This is a genomic window from Aquimarina sediminis, assembly GCF_002895435.1.
GTDB lineage: Bacteria > Bacteroidota > Bacteroidia > Flavobacteriales > Flavobacteriaceae > Aquimarina > Aquimarina sediminis.
Genome location: NZ_POYJ01000002.1, coordinates 111204 through 130463, shown reverse-complemented (window position 1 = coordinate 130463; position 19260 = coordinate 111204). Strand labels below are relative to the sequence as shown.

Genomic DNA, 19260 nt, shown 5'->3' with positions numbered 1-19260 from the left:
ATTTAGTAGGACCTAAATGATCGATATATAAAAAATGAAAGATAAGTTTTATAAATACATACAAGAACTTCAAGATACCATAACTTCGGGATTAGAGAAGATTGATGGCAAAGCAAAATTCAAGCAAGATCTCTGGAAACGACGAGAAGGTGGAGGAGGAAGAACACGAGTGATTGAAAATGGAGAAGTGTTTGAAAAAGGGGGAGTAAATATTTCTGGAGTTCATGGGGCATTGCCCAAAGCCATGCAAAGTTATTTTAACGTAGGTGAGGTCGATTTTTTTGCATGTGGTTTATCCTTGGTATTACATCCTAAAAACCCAATGGTACCAACGGTACATGCCAACTGGCGATATTTTGAAATGTACGATAAGAAAGGAACTGTCGTAGATAGTTGGTTTGGTGGAGGTCAGGATTTAACCCCATATTATTTGTTTGATGAGGATGCAAAACATTTTCACCAGATATGTAAAAACTCTTGCGATAAACATAATTCAGAGTTTTATAGTGTTTATAAAAAGAAATGTGATGAGTATTTCTACAATACCCACCGGGAAGAAGGTCGTGGAGTAGGAGGCTTGTTTTTTGATTATTGCAAAGCAACTGAAAGTATGTCTATGCAAAACTGGTATGACTTTGTAACAGAGGTAGGAGACAGTTTTTTGGAAGCATATGTGCCAATTGTTGAAAAAAGAAAAAACTTGAGTTATTCACAAGAACAAAGAAACTGGCAAGAGATCAGGCGAGGGCGCTACGTAGAGTTTAATCTGGTACATGATAAAGGAACGCTGTTCGGGTTAAAAACTAACGGAAGAATAGAGAGTATCTTAATGAGTTTGCCTCCACATGTGCAATGGCAATATGATTATCATCCAGAAGAAAATAGTGAGGAGTCACGATTGATAGAAGTCCTAAAAAATCCTATAGCCTGGGTATAATCAAAATTGAATCAAAATTATGTTGAGAAGAATTAAAAGAATAAGTCTTATAATAAATTATAAGACTTTTGTTATTACCTTTTTGTCTTTAGTATCTAGTTATGCATGCAGGTATTTCGATTTTACGGCTAACTTTCCTTTAACACTAATTGCTACTGCGATTATTTTTCCTATTGTTTTTTCTATAGGTGGTGCATACAAACGTAGAGAGGTTGCATTAGATGAATACGGAAGTATAAAAGCGCATGGAAGGGCGTTGTTTTATGCTACAACCCATTGGTTAGAAAACCCACCTTTGATACTCAAAGAAGAGCTAAAAACCCATCTGGAAAGCTTAATGAATGCTTGTAAGCATATGTTTACCAAGCCTGTAGGTGAACTTGAGAAATATGAAAAAGAGGTGTATCAAAGCTTTTCAGAGTTGTCTTCGTTTATAAAAAAAATGAGAAGTCATGGATTGCCGTCGGGTGAAGCCTCTCGTTCCAATCAGTTTTTAAGTAAAATGATGATTTCTTTTGAAAAAATTAAACACATCTATCAATACCGTACTCCCAGAACATTAAGAACATACAGTGATATCTTTATCATTCTTCTTCCAATATTATATGGTCCTTACTTTGCATATAAGGCAAATGAGTATGCCGTGGGACTAGAGTTTGCTATGCCTATTTTGTATAGTGTAATTTTAGTTGCTTTGGATAATATTCAATCTCATTTAGAGAATCCATTTGATCAGCAGGGAGAAGATGATGTTAATTTTAACGTAGAGAAATTTATATCTAATTTAGAATAAAAGCATCTTAAAACGACGATCTCTATAAAAAAATAGTGGTATGATTCCTACTAAAAACAATAGTTCGTCCAGTTGAAATACACAAAAATCGGATAAAGTGGTGATGTTTCATTTTTTTTTATTAACTTGCAAGACAATCATTTAGGGCTTAATCTATTTAATGTTATATAATTTAACACAAATGTCCTATGAAAAAAATTCTACTATTGTCTGTCGCAATTCTTATTATTGGATGCGATTTTTTACCTAAAGAATCTAGATTTTCTAAGTATTCTAAAAACACAATCGAATTTAGGAATAATACTATCGTTCTTACAACGGGTTATGCTAAAATAGCTCCAGAAGAATTTAAGAGTAGATTGGATTCGTTAGAAGGCAAACCAAAATTTAAAACGGTTGCTTTACAGGAATTAAAAAAAATAGAAGATAAAAAAGTTGATTTCGAATTATTTGTAGATGAAAATAATGTTGAAAATTATGTATTTATCTACACTTGTGATTTTTACCAATTTGATGAGCATAGAGCAGCGAGAGTTGTAGCTGCGTTAAATAATCAATTACAGGATGAGTCTAACACCCAAGATGTGAAGTATAAAAGAATTCATGGTCGATTTTTCTTTACACCAACTTCAAAAGTGGTGAAACTAAAATATTTGAAAGCGTATAAAAAGCAGAAGAAATTTCAAACAGAATACATCGTTGCTTCAAAATCTGGAGGTATTGGATTGTTGATTAGCAACCTTGAAGATGTTGATTTCGAAAGCTCTATTAAACGTTTAGCCGTAAAATAACAATTAAAAGTACCAATATACTTCTTATCTTAGTTCTTTAGATATCATTTTTACAGATATGATACAGAGAACTAAGATTTTTTTGTTTGTAGTTTTTCTTGCAAGTTGTACTCGTAATGTAGAGACTACAACAAATAATATTAACAAAATATTCGATTCTAAAGATTTTACTTTTGAGTTTTATCGTTTTAATGGAGGTAATCAGTCTCTTAGTTTTAGAAACGATTATCTCGTATATAAAAGTGATAAACCAACATATCGAAGAGAAATAAGTTATGATGAGGTGCTTTTGATTAATGCTTATATTCAAAAGATTTTTAACGCACATTCTACAACATTAGATCCAGAAAAAACTTCATTCTACGTTTTAAAAAACACAGCCTATAAACTTATAATAGTACCTGACCTTGAAGATTTTTATTTTGATGCACTACTTAAAACATTAAAGCTGTATGACTTAAAGTAATAGGAATATTACTTAAAAAACAAAGAAAACGAAGTCTCTTGGTTAGGAACAGAATGAACGGTTAGTCGTCCTCCATGCAAGTGCATAATCTGTTTAGAAAGACTTAAACCAATCCCCGTACCATCTTTTTTTGTTGTGTAAAAAGGAACAAATATATGGCTCATAACTTCTGGTTGGATTCCAGGGCCATTGTCTTTGACACTAATGTACTTTTCTCCTTCTGGGGTGATCCCGGTAATAAACATTAAGGTAGCATTTTTGGTTTCTTTTACTGCCTGAATTGCATTTTTACATAGATTTACCAGTATTTGGGTAATTTGTTTCTCATCTGCATAGATTTCTAGATCCTCATAGTTTTTATAAGTGTCTAGAGCAATAGTGTTAAAATCAATCTCCTGACTCATTAGTACTCTTACTTTTTCGAGTAATTGATCTACATTAATAATTTTTTTATCAGGAGAAGGTACACTTAGAAAACTTCGGTAGGATTGCACAAAACTCATTAAGTCATTCCCTTGATTTTTAATAACCTCTAATCCTTTTGCTGTATTTCGGATCTTACTTTCATCGACTTGTTCTGTAGATATAATACCGTTATCATCTTTGTAATACCTTAGAATAGACTCTGAAATTGAAGTAATAGGAGTAACAGAGTTCATAATTTCATGTGTTAAAACCCGAATAAGCTTTATCCACGAGTCAGTTTCTTTTTTGTCTAACTCATTATGAATATCCTGAATGGTTATTAATCTTAGGACTTCATCATTTAATAGTATTTCTGTTGATTTTATTGTAAGTTGAATGGTTTCTCTCTCATTGGTAATCTGAAAAAGTTTTCGCTCAAAAGGATTAATAGTATTGAACAATTCATAAAGCTTTTTATCTACCTGAGCCAGTTGTTTTATATGATTTAAGGGAGAATGGTTGAGTAGTTTTTCGACTTTTGGGTTGGCAAAAAGAATATGCCCTTTTTCGTTATAGGTTAAAATTCCAATTTCTGCCCGTTTCAGTATTTCTTGGTAATATTGCTCTTGGGTTTGGTTTTTTAGATGTATTTTTTGAATTATATCATTAAGAGTATTTAGGCTTTGATTTAGCTCATTAAATGACTTAGATTCTCCCTTTTCTGGAAATCTAAGTGTAAAATCTTCATTTTTGATTGAATTAAAAAAATAAGAAACCTTTCTATTATTATGATTTAGATATTTGATTAAAAACAAGACTTGTAGTAAAAAAAAGAATAAGATAAGGGAGGATAAAAAATATTGGTCTTTATAAAAAACAAATGATAAAACCAGAGCTGTTACAGAGAGAATAATTACTCTAAAAATTAAATGGATATAGAAATTTCTACTTAGCATTAGTTCTCTAGTTTTTTGATTTTGTTATAAAGTGTTTGCCTCGAAATTCCCAGTTGATTGGCAGCTGCACTGTAGTTTCCTTCATGTTTGTCTAGCGCTTTTGCAATCATAAGTTTTTCCATCTCATTAAGGGTTTCGGGACCTTTGTCCAAAGAGATTCCAGAACCTGAATTGAGTAAAAAATCTGATGGTTTTAAAACAGTTCCTTCGCATAAAATCACAGCCCTTTCAATAGTGTGTTGTAGTTCTCTTACGTTACCAGGCCAGTGATATCCCATTAATTTTTCTTCACCAGTATTGTTTATTCTAAGAGAAGGTTTTCCATATTTTTGGCAGAATTTCTTTAAATAAAAATCCGCTAATATTAGGATATCGTTACCTCTTTCCCTTAAAGGAGGAACTTCTATATGAATTGTATTAATTCGATATAATAAATCTTCTCTAAAAATACCCTCTTCTACCATTTGATTGAGATTACAGTTTGTAGCACAGATTAAACGTATATTTACAGGGATCGGTTTATTGGACCCTACTCTTACGACTGTTCTGTTTTGTATTGCAGATAATAGTTTGGCTTGTGTTTGTAGAGATAGATTTCCTATTTCATCAAGAAATAAAGAACCGCTATTAGCTGCTTCAAATTTTCCGGCGCGATCTTCTTTGGCATCAGTAAAAGCTCCTTTGGTATGACCAAAAAGCTCACTTTCAAATAGAGTTTCTGATATTGATCCCATATCTACACCAATAAAGACTTCGTTTTTACGTGGCGACATTCTATGCAATTCGCGGGCAATTAATTCTTTTCCCGTTCCGTTTTCACCAGTGATTAAAACATTTACGTCTGTTTTGGCTACTTTACGAACAAGGTTTAACACAGCAGTCAGTGCTTTAGAGTTTCCGATAATATAATTACTATCTTGATTGATGACCTGTTTTAGGTGACTTTCTTTTTGTTTTAATTCTTGTACCTCTTTGAGGGATTTACGTAACAAATATGCTGACTTTATTGTAGCTAATAGTTTCTCATTATTCCATGGTTTTAATATAAAATCTGTAGCACCTTCTTTCAAAGCCTTTACCGCGAGATCAACAGCACCATAGGCTGTCATCATAATCACAGACGTGTGAGGAGCCTTTTTCTTTATTTCTCTTAGCCAAAATAATCCTTCATTTCCGGTATTTACACCAGCCGAAAAATTCATATCTAATAATACAATATCAAAACTATCTAAATCCTGAAGAGAAGAAATTTGGTTGGGATTAGAAATTGTTTTTACCTCTTTGAATTCAAATTGTAATAAAATTTCAAGAGCACTTAATAGGCTTTTGTTATCGTCAACAACTAAGACTTTTCCATTCTGCATGGTATTACTTTTAGATTAACATAGTAAAGCTACAAATTTGAAACAGCACATTTGGGGAAGTGTAAAAATATTTGACACTATTTGTATAATAATTTTACAATTATAGAAGCTATTAAAGATTAATTAGTCATAATTACCTGTTTATCAGGTGTTTGTGATTTTGGCATGACATTAGGTTAAGGTATGGTGTCAATAAAACATCAGAGTGCTAATAAAACGATAAAATAGTTGTAGTAAAACTTCATAAAGTAATAAAAATGAATATTGAAAAATTACATCTGACCATTAAAACAATAATTATAAACGGATGAGTTATAAAAACAAAATCATATTTTTTCTCTTGATTTTAATATCAAATATCATGTATTGTCAAAAATCATGGTCACTAGATGATTGTATTGCCTACGCAGTAGAGCATAATTTACAACTCAAAGATTTTAAATATAATCAAGAAGCAGATAAAGAGACACATCAACAATCAGTCAGAAGTTTGTTACCAAACATTAGTGCTTTTTCGGACTATAGTATTCGATATGGTCGATCAGTAGATCCTAATAACAATAATATTGTTAATACCGATTTTTTCTCAAATAACTACGGTGTAGATGCAACAATAGATTTGTTCAGAGGTTTTCAAAAAGTAAATACCATAAAAGCTTCAAAGTTTTTGCATAAGGCTACCACTGAGGAAGTTCTTCATCAAAAGTATATGTTGGCATTTAGGGTATTATCTGCTTTTTATGACATCCAGTTTATGGAAGGGCTTCTAGTTATTTCTAAAGAACAAGAAGAAGTGTCAGATAATAATTACAATTTGGTAAAAAGACAAGTAGAGCTTGGTCAAAAAGCTAAGGCAGATTTATATGAAGCAGAATCTGCTTTACTAGCAGATAACTTATTGGTAACCCAAAACAAAAATAACGTAGCTGCAGCAAAACTAAAACTTATACAAGAGATGAATTTAGTAGATGCGACTACAATTTCTATCATATCTACTTCTATAGAAACTGATGAAAACCAAGAAGCTTCTAGAAAAAATAAAGATTCTATTTTTAATAATGCCAAAGCTTTTGTGCCGATAATCAAAGCTCAAGAGCTTAGAGCATGGGCTGCCAAAAAAGAATTAGCCGCAACAAGAGGGGGCTTGTACCCCTCTTTATCCTTCTTTGCTGGATATAGAACAGGGTATTATGAAACCAATATGGATCAGACAACAGGAGAGGTTATCCCTTTTAATACCCAAATAAAAGATAATGCATCACATTTTGTAGGTCTATCCCTTAGAATACCTATCAGTAATGGATGGTCAAATCGTTCAAGAGTGAAGCAACAAAAAGTTGTAGTGATGAGGGCAGAGAATAATTTTGATATTCAAAAACAAGAAATGTATCAACTCATACAGCAACTTGTGCAGGAAGGAGATGCGTTAAGAACAGAATATCAACAAAGCTCGCAAAAAAGAAAAGCCCAGCAATTAAGTTTTGAAATAGCGCAAAAAAGATATCAGAAAGGATTAATAAGCGCTATAGAACTTAACCAAGCTAAAAACCTTTTGGCAAATTCACAAAATGAAAATTTGCAAGTAGAATTGCGATTAAAAGTAAATGAAAGTACATTAGATTTCTATAACGGATTACCAGTTTTTAACATTAATAGAACACAATAAAAATGGATATAAAAATTGAAAAGAAAAAAGGATTAAAAGCTAAACACTACGGATATATAGCGATAGGTATAGCGCTCCTTTTTGTGAGTTGGAAAATGGTATTTGGGAATTCAGGCTCTACTTTTAGAACCGAAAAAGAAAAATTATCAATTACAGAAATTTCCTTTGGAAAATTTGATGATTATATTACCATTAATGGTGCCGTAGCTCCAATAAGTACTATTTATATGGATGCTTATGAAGGAGGAAGAGTAACAGAAAAACTGATTGAAGAGGGAGCAACAGTAAAAAAAGGAGATATTATATTAACTTTAGAAAATAGAGGGCTTTATGAGCAGATACTTGCCAGTGAGAATAATCTAGCTTTGAAACAAAATGATTTACGATCTACCAAACTAACATTTGACTCTAGGCAGGTTAATGGCAAAAAAGATCTTGTAAATGCATATTATGACTTACAAAAGTTTAAGAGAAATTATGAGCAGAATAAAGCATTGTACGAAGATGAATTGATATCCAAAGAAGAGTATTTAACATCAAAAGAAAGTTACGAGCTTTCACAAAAACAATACGATATCATTAAACTGCAGACAGAACAAGATAATGTGATGCGTAATACGTCATTAAGTGAATTAGATGGTGATTTAGCTAGAATGAAAAAAACATTGTCCATGGTATATGAACGGATTGATCACTTAAATGTGCGTGCACCGGCCGATGGGCAATTAGGATTTCTTGATGCAGAAATTGGTCAAAATATCAAACAAGGAGAGCGTATTGGACAGATAAATGTACTAACAGATTATAAGATTGAAGCGACTATAGATGAACATTATGTAGATAGAGTAAAAAGAGACCTGACTGCAATTTTAGAGCGTAACGGAAAAGAATACCAACTTAGACTTCGTAAGGTTTATCCCGAGGTAAGAAATGGAAAGTTTAAAGTAGACCTTGTCTTTGAAGATCAAAAACCAGAAACGATACGAACAGGGCAAAGTTATAATATAAAACTACAGCTCGGAGCCTCGAATGATGCACTATTACTACCTAGGGGAAGCTTTTTTCAAAGTACAGGAGGGCAGTGGATTTTTGTAGTTGATGCCTCTGGAGAAGTAGCATGGAAAAGACCTATACGAATAGGAAAACAGAATTCAAGATATTATGAATTATTAGAAGGATTAGAAGTAGGAGAAAAAGTAATTACTTCGAACTATGATAGTTTTGGAGATGCCGAAAAAATAATATTAAAATAAAAAGTGTTTAAAATAAACAATCAAAAAATGATACAGATAGAAAATCTAAAAAAGAGCTTTAAAACTGAAGAAGTAGAAACTCTGGCGTTAAATAATGTGAATTTAAAAGTAGAAGAAGGAGAATTTGTAGCCATTATGGGACCATCTGGTTGTGGGAAATCAACATTACTTAACATTATTGGAATGCTAGATAATCCCAATGAAGGTTACTATCATTTTGATGGACAAGAAGTAGGTGGTTTGAAAGAAAATCAACGTACCAAAATTAGAAAAGGTAACCTTGGATTTGTATTTCAGAGTTTCAATCTTATCGATGAGCTTACTGTGTTTGAAAATGTAGAGCTACCATTGATTTATCTAAACATGAAAAAAAGCGAACGTGAACAAAAAGTACGAGCTGTACTAGAACGAATGAAAATTGCACATCGCGAAAAACATTTTCCGCAGCAATTGTCAGGAGGACAGCAACAGCGTGTGGCTATAGCAAGAGCAGTAGTAACAAATGCCAAGCTAATTCTTGCCGATGAGCCAACTGGAAATCTAGATTCTAAAAATGGAATAGAAGTAATGAATCTACTTACAGAACTGAATCAAGAAGGAACTACCATTGTAATGGTAACACACTCAGATAGAGACTCTCACTATGCGCATAGAGTCATTAATCTGTTTGATGGTCAGATTGTAACCGAAAGCCAAAATAAACCTTTTGAAATAGGGGTGTAAACCTTTTGCTGCACATAACCAAAGACTTAAAACCTAGAATTCCAGCAAAATTTTTACACTTAAAAACAAACAATTATGTTTAAAAATCACTTAAAAATAGCTTGGAGGAGTCTTAAAAAACAACCTTTCTTTACTTTTTTGAACACCTTTGGACTTGCCGTAGGTATGGCTGGAGGACTACTTATTTCTTTATTCATTTATGATGAATTGAGTTTTGATAATATGTTTACAGATGCAGATCGTATTTATCGTATAGATGTAGAAAATAAAAATGGAGGAGAAATCAATAGGTATGCCTCCGTGGCGCCCTTGTTAGGACCAACTTTACATCGAGATTATTCTCAGATTGAAATGGTTACAAGATTTAGGAATTCAAATAGTAAACTGATTCGTAGAAATGATGTACAACAAAATGTAAAAGAAGATCACGTAATAGGTGTTGACACTACATTTTTTGACATGTTTGGGCTAGAGTTATTGGTAGGAGATACACAAACAGCCTTAAAAGATGCCAATACTTTGATTTTGACCAAAACTGCGGCAGAAAAACATTTTGGATTAAATGATGCTTTAGGACAACACCTTTTGGTAGATAATGAAGAGGTTTATACGGTAACAGGAGTTATAGAGGATATGCCAAAGAATTCTTTTTTAAGAAATCACACCGTTTTTATATCCATGGCTAGTTTTGATGATGCAGAAAGTATTAGGTGGAGTAATTGGAATTTCCCAACGTTTATTAAGTTAATCCCAAATGCCAATATAGAATCACTACAGACTCCTTTGAGTACGATTTATGAAACCTATATGATTCCTTGGATTCAGACTTTTAATCCGGGGTATACTATTGAAGACTTTAGAGAAAGGCGTAAAACCACAGGTAATTATATGAAATGGAGTACTATAGCATTGCCTGATATCCATTTGTATTCTAATGATATAGAAGATGAGTTAAGCCCAAATAGTGATATACAAAATGTTTATATTTTGTCTTTTATAGGAATCTTTCTTATTCTGTTGGCCTGTGTTAATTTTATGAATTTATCGACGGCTCATTCCTTAAAAAGAGCAAAAGAAGTAGGTATTCGCAAAACCCTTGGCTCGGATAGATTAGGTCTGATTAGACAATTCCTAACCGAAGCTGGCTTAGTCTCTTTTGTTTCTTTGCTATTGGCAATAGTCATAGGGGTAGTCTTTTTGCCTTTTTTTAATGAGCTTTCTGGAAAAGCAATCTCTATCCCATTTGGTAGCCCATTTTTCTGGCTAGTATTGATTTTTGCAACAATACTGTTAGGATTGTTTTCGGGGTCATATCCAGCTTTTTTCTTATCTAGATTTATGCCTGTTAAGGTACTTAAGGGTGGTGGAGAAAGTAGTGTTGGAGGTGGTAAAATCAGAAATTCTCTTGTTGTATTTCAATTTGCTATCTCTGTGTTTTTAATCATAAGCACTTTAGTAGTATTCCAACAATTAGAGTTTATTCAAAATAAAGATCTTGGTTTTCAGAAGGACCAAGTATTGATATTAGAAGATACCGATGCTGCGGGGAATCAACTTATGGCCTTTAAGCAAGAGGTAAAACAACTAGGGCAGGTTAAGCAGGCATCGCTAAGTAGCTTTTTGCCCACACCATCAGCCCGAAGTACAATTACATTTTTTGCAGAAGGAGATTCACTAAGTAATGGAAAAATATTTGGCAAATGGAAGGTTGATCACGATTATGTATCGACTTTAGATATGGAAATTATTGCAGGGAGAGATTTTGATAGACAGTTTACTACAGATTCTACAGCCATTATTTTAAATGAATCTGCAGTTGCCATGTTTGATATAGAACCCAATCAAGCTATTGGCATGAGAATAACCAATGATTTTGCCCCTCGTGATAAAGGAAATATGACATTTTTTACAGTCATAGGAGTGATTAAGAATTTTCATTTTGAATCATTAAGAAATAACATTAATGCTATGAGCCTTTCATTAGGAAGTAATTCTAATAGAATGGTAGTAAAACTTAATGCAGGTGATTTTTCCAAAACTATATCAAGTATTGAAGATATATGGAATGCAATAGCACCAGGTCAGCCTTTTAACTATTACTTTATGGATGACTCTTTTAATGAAACCTATAAAGCTGAGCAGCGATTAGGACGTATTTTTATTACGTTTACCATTCTTTCTATTTTAATTGCATGTCTTGGATTATTTGGGTTGGCAGCATTCAATGCAGAAAAACGCACCAAAGAAATAGGTGTTAGAAAAGTACTAGGAGCCAGTATAAATCAAATCACATATAAGCTTACAATAGATTTTCTCAAGCTGGTAGGGGTCGCCATATTAATTTCGATGCCCTTAGGTTGGTATGCTATGAATAGGTGGCTCGAAGATTTTTCGTATCGAATAGAAATTGGATGGCAAGTATTTGCTTTAGCAGCATTTTTAGCAATTATAATTTCAATTGTAACAGTGAGTTATCAAAGTATTAAAGCGGCCGTAGTGAATCCAATCAAAAGTTTAAGGACGGAATAAATCATCAATCATCATCAAAAAACAAGAATTATGTTTACAAATCATTTAAAAATAGCTTGGCGAAGCATTTTAAAAGATAAAATGTTTACAAGCATAAAAATCGGTGGATTTGCAATTGGTATTATGGCATGTTTGCTAATAACATTATTCATATTGGATGAATTAAGTTATGACAAACACTATAAGGATGCAGATAACATATATCGGATTGGTAGACAAGGTGTTTTGAATGGAGAGGATTTTGGAGGAATACACATGCCTGCTCCTTTTGCAGCTACGCTAAAAGCCCAAATACCTGAGGTAGAAAAATCAGGAAGAATATTGGTTAGTGAATTGCATGGTAGTGGAGGAAAGGAAATAAGACCTTCTGGAAGTATACAAAATAACTACGAGCAAGGTTTTGCATATATAGATCCCGAAATGCTAGAAATTCTTGATTTCACTATGCTAAGTGGCGATATTAAAAATGCACTTTCTACACCAAATTCTATCGTAATTACAAAGAAAAAAGCAGCTAAGTACTTTCCTGATGAAGAAGCTGTTGGAAAAACATTAATCTTTGATGATAATACCGAGAAACCATACTATATAGGTGGTGTTATAGATGATTTACCAAAAAATTCTCATTTTCAATTCGAGTTTTTAATAACCCTTAAGGATAAAGAATTCTTTTATGGTGATCAAACCTCATGGACAAACCATAATTATCATACCTATGTACTATTTCGTCCTAATACGAATATGAACGAGATTGAAGCAAAACTTTTAGATATAAAAAAAACATTCTATGTCCCGGCTTTTAAAAATCGAAGTGCAGAATATATGGAGGTGATGAGTACCATCAAATTTGGAATGCAAAACATTCAGGATATACATTTAAGAAATGAAGTATTTGAGGACGGTCTTAATCATGGGGATATTAGATTTATTTGGCTTTTTGGCGCTATTGCAGGGTTTATTCTTCTATTGGCATGTATAAACTTTATTAACCTTTCTACTGCTAAATCTGCAAATCGAGCCAAAGAGGTGGGCTTGAGAAAAACAGTGGGGGCATTTAGGAAAAATCTAATCATGCAGTTTTTGATAGAATCTGTTTTGTTTAGTATTATTTCTTTTGTAGTTGGGATTATATTAGCATGGGTTCTACTGCCTTATTTTAACGAGATTGCTTCAAAAGATTTATTGCTACCCTGGGGGAAAACATGGTTTTTACCAACACTACTATTTTCTTCATTGTTAATAGGAGTTATAGCCGGTCTTTATCCTTCATTTTACCTTTCAACTTTTAAGCCAATTGACGTATTAAAAGGAAGTCTAAGTATTGGTAGCAAAAGTGGAAGATTACGTAGTACTTTAGTCGTATTTCAGTTTACTACCTCGGTTGTTCTTATTATTGGAACACTTATTATCGGGGAACAAATGGATTACATTCAAAATAAAAAACTAGGCTATGATAAAGAACAAGTAGTTACCATAGAAGGAACAAATACACTAGACAGTAAACTGGAAACTTTTAAGAGAGAACTCAACGCGCTTACAGAGGTTAATGCTGTTACCGCAAGTTCTTACCTTCCAATTACAGGAACCACACGCAATAATAATTATTTTAGAATAGAAAACGGAAATGCAAAGAATGAAGGTGCAGGAGGACAAATTTGGCGAGTGGATCATGAATATATCAAAACATTGGGTATTACTATAAAAGAGGGAAGAAATTTTGCTATAGGAAAGGCTTCAGATAGTACAGATGCGATCATAATTAATGAAGCCATGGTTAAGCAATTGGGATTGAAAAATCCTATAGGTAAAAAGATAAGTAATGGTCATTCATATACAATTATTGGAGTTGTTGGGGATTTTCATTTTTCTACCTTAAAAGATAAAATCGAACCATTATCACTTGTTATAGGGCAAGAAAATAAAATGATCGCATTAAGAGTAGATACTGCAAATATGGATGCACTATTAAACGATGTGACTACTATCTGGAATAAATTCTCTCCTAATCAAACGATTCGCTATAGTTTTTTGGATCAAAAATTTGCCAAAATGCACGAAGATGTAAAGCGTATGGGAGCTATTTTTAACAGCTTTTCCCTTTTTGCGATTCTTGTAGCATGTCTGGGGCTCTTTGCCTTATCAGCTTTTATGATTGAGCAAAGAAATAAGGAAATAAGTATTCGTATGGTATTAGGAGCATCTTTTCAAAATATATATCAACTATTAAGTTTTGATTTTTTGAAACTGATACTCATTTCAATAAGTATTGCTGTGCCTATAGGGTGGTATGTAATGAATAGGTGGCTCGAAGATTTTGAATATAGTATTGACATTGGGTGGGAAGTTTTTGCATACTCCGGAATACTGGCAATAGTAGTTGCTATACTAACGATAAGCTATCAATCAATTGGGGCAGCGTTTATTAATCCCTTAAAAAGCTTAAGAGCTGAATAATCATCATCAATCAAGAAATGAACAATTATGTTAAAAAATTATATAAAAATAGCCTGGCGAAATCTATTAAAAAATAAAGGATATTCTGCTATCAATATTGGAGGGTTGGCCATAGGTATGGCTTGTTTTCTAATGATTGTAATGTTTATAAGAGATGAACTTTCATATGATAGATATCACGAAAAAGGAAATAGAATTTATCGGGTGATACATCATTACGATTCACAGAATTCTGGTGTTAACCAAGTTTGGGGAAACGCTCCAGTAGGTACAGCATTACAATCTGATTTTTCTGAAATATTAGAAACCGTTCAGTTTTCTGGTAGATCTGATATCTTGTTAAAATACAAGGATAAAGTTTTTCAGGAAGACAATTGCTTTTTTGTAGATAAGAATGTTTTTGAAGTATTTAGTTGGTCATTAATTTCAGGAAATCCAAAAACAGCTTTAGAAGCACCTTATTCTATTGTGCTTACAGAAAGTACTGCTAAAAAGTATTTTGGAGATGAAGATCCGATGGGACAAACAATTGATGGTGGAAGAACAGGAGGAAGAGCAGCAGAAGGGGTATATACTGTTACAGGAGTTGTAAAAGATATACCCATGAATTCTCATTTTACTTTTGATGTGTTAATGTCCATGAGCTCCTTTCGTCAGACAAGACCACAAATTTTTGATTCTTGGGGTTATGTAGATTTTTATACCTATGTTTTAACACCTGAGAATTTTGATGTTGGGCATTTTCAATCTAAAATACCAGATTTTCTAGAAAAGAACGTAGATCAAGAAGGAGAAGAATATTATTATAATATCACTTTTGAACCCTTACTCGAAGCTTATTTGTATTCTGAGTCTGGAAGACAACCAGGTGTCACAGGTAGTCTTTCCAATATCTATATTTTTGCAATTATAGGATTCTTTATTCTTGTTATTGCGTGTATTAACTTTACTAATTTAGCTACTACTCGGTCGTTAGAAAGAGCAAAAGAAGTAGGTATTAGGAAAGTAATTGGAGCCGAAAAGAAAGGGTTGATTTACCAATTTTTGGGAGAGGCAATGGTGATGGTGTCCCTATCAGCCATCATAGGAATAATTATAGTGATGCTTTGTCTTCCTTGGATGCAAGAATTTACTGGGAAAAACTTTGTTTCAGCAGACATTTTTAATGGATTAATTCTACCACTATATAGTATAACGATGCTGTTTACAGGGCTGTTATCGGGTAGTTACCCAGCATTGATCCTGTCTGGTTTTAGACCTGTTAGTGTACTTAAAGGAGTTTTTAGAACTTCACCACAGGGTGCAAACTTAAGAAAAGGACTGGTGATTTTTCAGTTTAGCTTATCTATCGCTCTTATAGCTAGTACTGCAATTGTTTATTTTCAGTTAGGGTATTTGCTAAATAAGAATTTGGGGTTTGACCAGGAGAAAATGTTGGTTCTAGATTTTAACTATGATGATCAGGTTCTAGGAAATCTAGATGTGATTAAAAATGCATTTTTAACTCATACAGATGTAAAATCTATTTCAGCTTCGCGTAGTATTCCAGGAGGATATTTTCCTGGAGCAGGTACAGAAATTGAATCTCAAGATGGTAGTATGAACATGAAGACCCCAGCGCTTTTTGAGGTAGATGTAGATTTTATTCCCCACTTTAATATAGAAATGGTTGCCGGAAGACCATATTCAAGAGATTTTCCTACAGATACTTCTTCGTCTATGGTGATCAATGAAGCAGCAGTAAAACTATTTGGTTATGCCAGTCCTAAAAATATTATAGGGAAACGATTTTCTCAATGGGGTAAAGAAGGAAAGGTGATTGGAGTGGTAAAAGATTTTAATTTTCGATCCTTGCATCAAAAAGTAGAACCCTTGGCGTTACGATTAGAGCCCTTAAGTAGCAGATATATTACATTAAAGGTTCAATCAAAAGATTTGCAAGCTACCATTGATAAGATCAGTCGTATTTGGTCGTCTATAGTGCCACATCGACCTTTTTTGTATAGTTTTTTGGATCAGTCTTTTAATGGGCAATATGAGGCAGATATTAGATTTAAAAAGCTTTTTACTCTATTTTCTTGCCTTGCTATTTTAATTGCCTGTCTGGGCTTATTAGGATTAGCTACTTATAGCGCAGTTCAAAGAACCAAAGAAATAGGAATCAGAAAAGTATTAGGAGCAGAGGTCTCTAGTATTATAAGGCTTTTGTCAAAAGATTTTATCAAACTTGTTTTAATTGCTATTGTGATTGCCACTCCTTTTTCGTGGTATGCTATGAATAGGTGGCTTGAAGCCTATGCATATCAAGTAGAAGTAAATTGGTGGGTATTTGTTGTATCTGGTCTTATTGCTTTAATAATTGCAGTTTTGACAATTAGTTTTCATGCTTTTAGAGCTGCAAACTCTAATCCGATCAAAAGTTTACGAACAGAATAAAGTAAAAGTTATGATTAGAAACTATATAAAAATAGCCTGGAGAAACTTGTTAAAAAACAAAACGTTCTCTTTTATCAATATTTTTGGCTTATCTGTTGGGTTAGCGACATGTTTGTTACTAACACTATATATAATGGACGAAACGAGCTATGATAGCCATCATAAAGATGCAGATAGGGTTTATAGAATTGTAATGGAGTCGGCAGGGGAACAACTAGCGACTTCTTCGGCACCAATGGCAGAGACTCTTAAAAATGAGTTTCCAGAAATAGCAATGACAACAAGACTCTTAAAATTTCCTAATGTTGATAAATATTTACTTAAGAACAACCAAAAGAATACCAAGTTCTATGAGACTAATGGGTATTATGTGGATTCTACCTTTTTTAAAATACTGACTTATGATTTTAAATACGGAGATGCTTCAGCTTTGAACGGTCCTAATAAAGTGGTGCTGTCAGAAAAAGTAGCTTATAAACTGTTTGGAGATAAGAACCCTTTAAATGAAATTATTGATATTGAAATTCCTTATGGAACAGCAAAATATACAGTAACAGGAGTGTTTAGGGATAATAAATACAAATCTCATATTGCTGCCAATTTATTGCTCTCTATGAAAAATACTGATATAGGAGAATGGGTAGATGCTCAAGAAGGCTTACTGGGTAATAATCTTTTCCATAGCTATATTAAACTTAAAAAAGGAACCAGCATTGCTAGTGTAGAAGATAAGCTTCCAGAATTTGTGGATAGGCATATCGGAGATCAACTTAGAGAAATTGGTTTTGAGCGGCATTATTTTATGCAACCCTTATCTGATATTTACTTGAAATCAGACATGATGTGGGAGATTTCTGCTAATGGTAGTATGACTTATATATACATATTTAGCGCAATAGCGGCTTTTTTGCTATTGATTGCATGTATTAATTTTATGAATCTATCTACAGCACGTTCCCAAAAAAGAGCTAAAGAGGTAGGAATGAGGAAAGTATTGGGGGCAAAAAAGGAAGTGTTGGTTTTTCAGTTTTTGGGAGAGTCGTTGATCATCTGTCTAATTGCGCTGGCAATTGCACTGATTTTGGTGATCTTATCGTTACCCCTTTTTAATGCAATAACTAATAAAGATCTACTTCTTTTTCACCATCCAGGGATCACAATCTTTATTGCTGGGTTGGCATTATTAACAGGTCTTATATCGGGATTATATCCGGCATTTTACTTGTCATCATTTAAACCTATTACTGTTTTAAAAGGAACTTTGGTAAACTCTATTTCTGCCAAGACTATTCGTAAAGGATTGGTTGTTTTTCAGTTTGCTATATCAGCCTCACTTATATTGGTAGCAGGTGTTATTTGGAAACAAATGGATTATCTGAAAAATAAGGATTTGGGATTTAAAAAAGAACAACAATTACTGATACCCTATAGAAGTTCTACAGCTGCAGAAAACTATATTGCGTTTAAGTCTGAAATCTTAAAAAACCCAAATGTAATTTCTGCTACAGCAGGAGACTCATATCCAGGTCTTGAAGTCACCAGTGACAATTCGTTTTATGGTGAAGGAAAAACAATTGAAGATAATGTATACACCCGCTATGGCATGGTCAAAGATGATTATCTTGAAACGTTGGAGTATGAGCTCTTATCTGGAAGAACATTTTCTAAAAACAGTAATAAAGACTCATTGTCTATTATTCTTAATGAAATGGCAGTCTTGCAATTGGGATATAAAACTGATAATGCTGTTGGTCGCAAGATTTATTATGAGTGGAATAATGAGAAATACGATCTAGAAATTATAGGAGTGATTAAAGACTTTAATTTTAAAAGCTTGCACGAACCGGTTACACCATATGGGTTGCGAAGTCTTGGTCAGAATCAGCCAAATTATTTTATTGCAACATTAAGAGAAGGGGGGGGTAAAAATACAATGGTAGAGATAGAGAAAACATGGAAGTATATTAACCCGGATACTCCGTTTGAGTATTCTTTTCTGGATCAGAATTTTGATAATCACTACAGGGGAGAACAGCAAACTTCTAATGTTATCTTTTGCTTTATGTTTATTGCCATATTTATAGCTTGTATTGGTTTATTTGGATTGGCTTTATTCACTACAGAACAACGTAGAAAAGAAGTAGGTATCCGCAGAGTATTGGGGGCATCTATCATGAGTATTACTACCATGCAATTAAAAGATTTTTTAAAGCTAGTACTCATTGCTATGGTTATTGCTAGTCCGTTGGCTTATTACACGGGTAATCGATGGCTTCAGAATTTTGCCTATCAGGTAGATGTAGGATGGCAACTGTTTGTGTCGGCTGCTTTGGTGGCATTGTTTATTGCCTTTGTTACTGTAGGTTTTCAGGTCATTAAAGCTGCAATAGCAAATCCTGTAACTAGTTTACGAACAGAATAATATCGCTTAATACTGATCCTTTGGTAAGATAAAGATGACAATGTTATAGCGAGTTAAAAAACTTA

The 19260-nt window shown here is 33.2% G+C and carries 13 protein-coding genes; 11 read left to right on the top strand and 2 right to left on the bottom strand.

Annotated features, from left to right (window positions below):
* The first annotated feature begins 34 nt into the window (after nucleotides 1-34).
* The 4 genes from hemF (at nucleotide 35) to C1X07_RS04990 (ending at nucleotide 2987) form a co-directional block, all read left to right on the top strand.
* Entirely contained in the window at nucleotides 35-937 is a 903-nt protein-coding gene (gene hemF, locus C1X07_RS05005; RefSeq protein WP_103068893.1) for an oxygen-dependent coproporphyrinogen oxidase, read from the top strand.
* Nucleotides 938-956: 19 nt separating this feature from the next.
* Entirely contained in the window at nucleotides 957-1730 is a 774-nt protein-coding gene (locus tag C1X07_RS05000) for a hypothetical protein (RefSeq protein ID WP_241507194.1), read from the top strand.
* 188 nt (nucleotides 1731-1918) lie between these two features.
* Entirely contained in the window at nucleotides 1919-2521 is a 603-nt protein-coding gene (locus C1X07_RS04995; RefSeq protein WP_103068892.1) for a hypothetical protein, read from the top strand.
* Between the two features lie 58 nt (nucleotides 2522-2579).
* On the top strand, nucleotides 2580-2987 hold the full coding sequence (locus C1X07_RS04990; protein ID WP_103068891.1) for a hypothetical protein: 408 nt from the start codon (nucleotides 2580-2582) through the stop codon (nucleotides 2985-2987).
* A gap of 8 nt (nucleotides 2988-2995) precedes the next feature.
* Here C1X07_RS04990 and C1X07_RS04985 read toward each other — a convergent pair whose 3' ends face one another.
* The gene (locus C1X07_RS04985; protein ID WP_103068890.1) at nucleotides 2996-4348 is read right to left on the bottom strand and encodes a sensor histidine kinase; all 1353 of its coding nucleotides are present in this window, start codon (nucleotides 4346-4348) and stop codon (nucleotides 2996-2998) included.
* Complete coding sequence (locus tag C1X07_RS04980; protein WP_103068889.1) at nucleotides 4348-5712, bottom strand: sigma-54-dependent transcriptional regulator; 1365 nt, start codon at nucleotides 5710-5712, stop codon at nucleotides 4348-4350. The genes C1X07_RS04985 and C1X07_RS04980 overlap by 1 nt, the downstream gene beginning before the upstream one ends.
* Nucleotides 5713-6073: 361 nt before the next feature.
* On the opposite strand from C1X07_RS04980, the gene C1X07_RS04975 reads away from it, so the two are divergent.
* The 7 genes from C1X07_RS04975 to C1X07_RS04945 all read left to right on the top strand — a co-directional run bounded on the left by C1X07_RS04975 (nucleotide 6074) and on the right by C1X07_RS04945 (nucleotide 19195).
* The gene (locus C1X07_RS04975) at nucleotides 6074-7378 is read left to right on the top strand and encodes a TolC family protein (protein WP_241507193.1); all 1305 of its coding nucleotides are present in this window, start codon (nucleotides 6074-6076) and stop codon (nucleotides 7376-7378) included.
* A 2-nt stretch (nucleotides 7379-7380) separates the two neighbouring features.
* Nucleotides 7381-8631, top strand: coding sequence for an efflux RND transporter periplasmic adaptor subunit (locus C1X07_RS04970; RefSeq protein WP_103068887.1), 1251 nt, complete (start codon nucleotides 7381-7383; stop codon nucleotides 8629-8631).
* Between the two features lie 27 nt (nucleotides 8632-8658).
* Nucleotides 8659-9354, top strand: a complete 696-nt coding sequence (locus C1X07_RS04965) for an ABC transporter ATP-binding protein (RefSeq protein WP_103069592.1) — start codon at nucleotides 8659-8661, stop codon at nucleotides 9352-9354.
* Nucleotides 9355-9429: 75 nt separating this feature from the next.
* The gene (locus C1X07_RS04960) at nucleotides 9430-11883 is read left to right on the top strand and encodes an ABC transporter permease (RefSeq protein ID WP_103068886.1); all 2454 of its coding nucleotides are present in this window, start codon (nucleotides 9430-9432) and stop codon (nucleotides 11881-11883) included.
* A 30-nt stretch (nucleotides 11884-11913) separates the two neighbouring features.
* Complete coding sequence (locus tag C1X07_RS04955; protein ID WP_103068885.1) at nucleotides 11914-14337, top strand: ABC transporter permease; 2424 nt, start codon at nucleotides 11914-11916, stop codon at nucleotides 14335-14337.
* Between the two features lie 27 nt (nucleotides 14338-14364).
* Entirely contained in the window at nucleotides 14365-16773 is a 2409-nt protein-coding gene (locus C1X07_RS04950; protein ID WP_103068884.1) for an ABC transporter permease, read from the top strand.
* A 10-nt stretch (nucleotides 16774-16783) separates the two neighbouring features.
* On the top strand, nucleotides 16784-19195 hold the full coding sequence (locus C1X07_RS04945; RefSeq protein ID WP_103069591.1) for an ABC transporter permease: 2412 nt from the start codon (nucleotides 16784-16786) through the stop codon (nucleotides 19193-19195).
* Nucleotides 19196-19260: the final 65 nt, after the last annotated feature.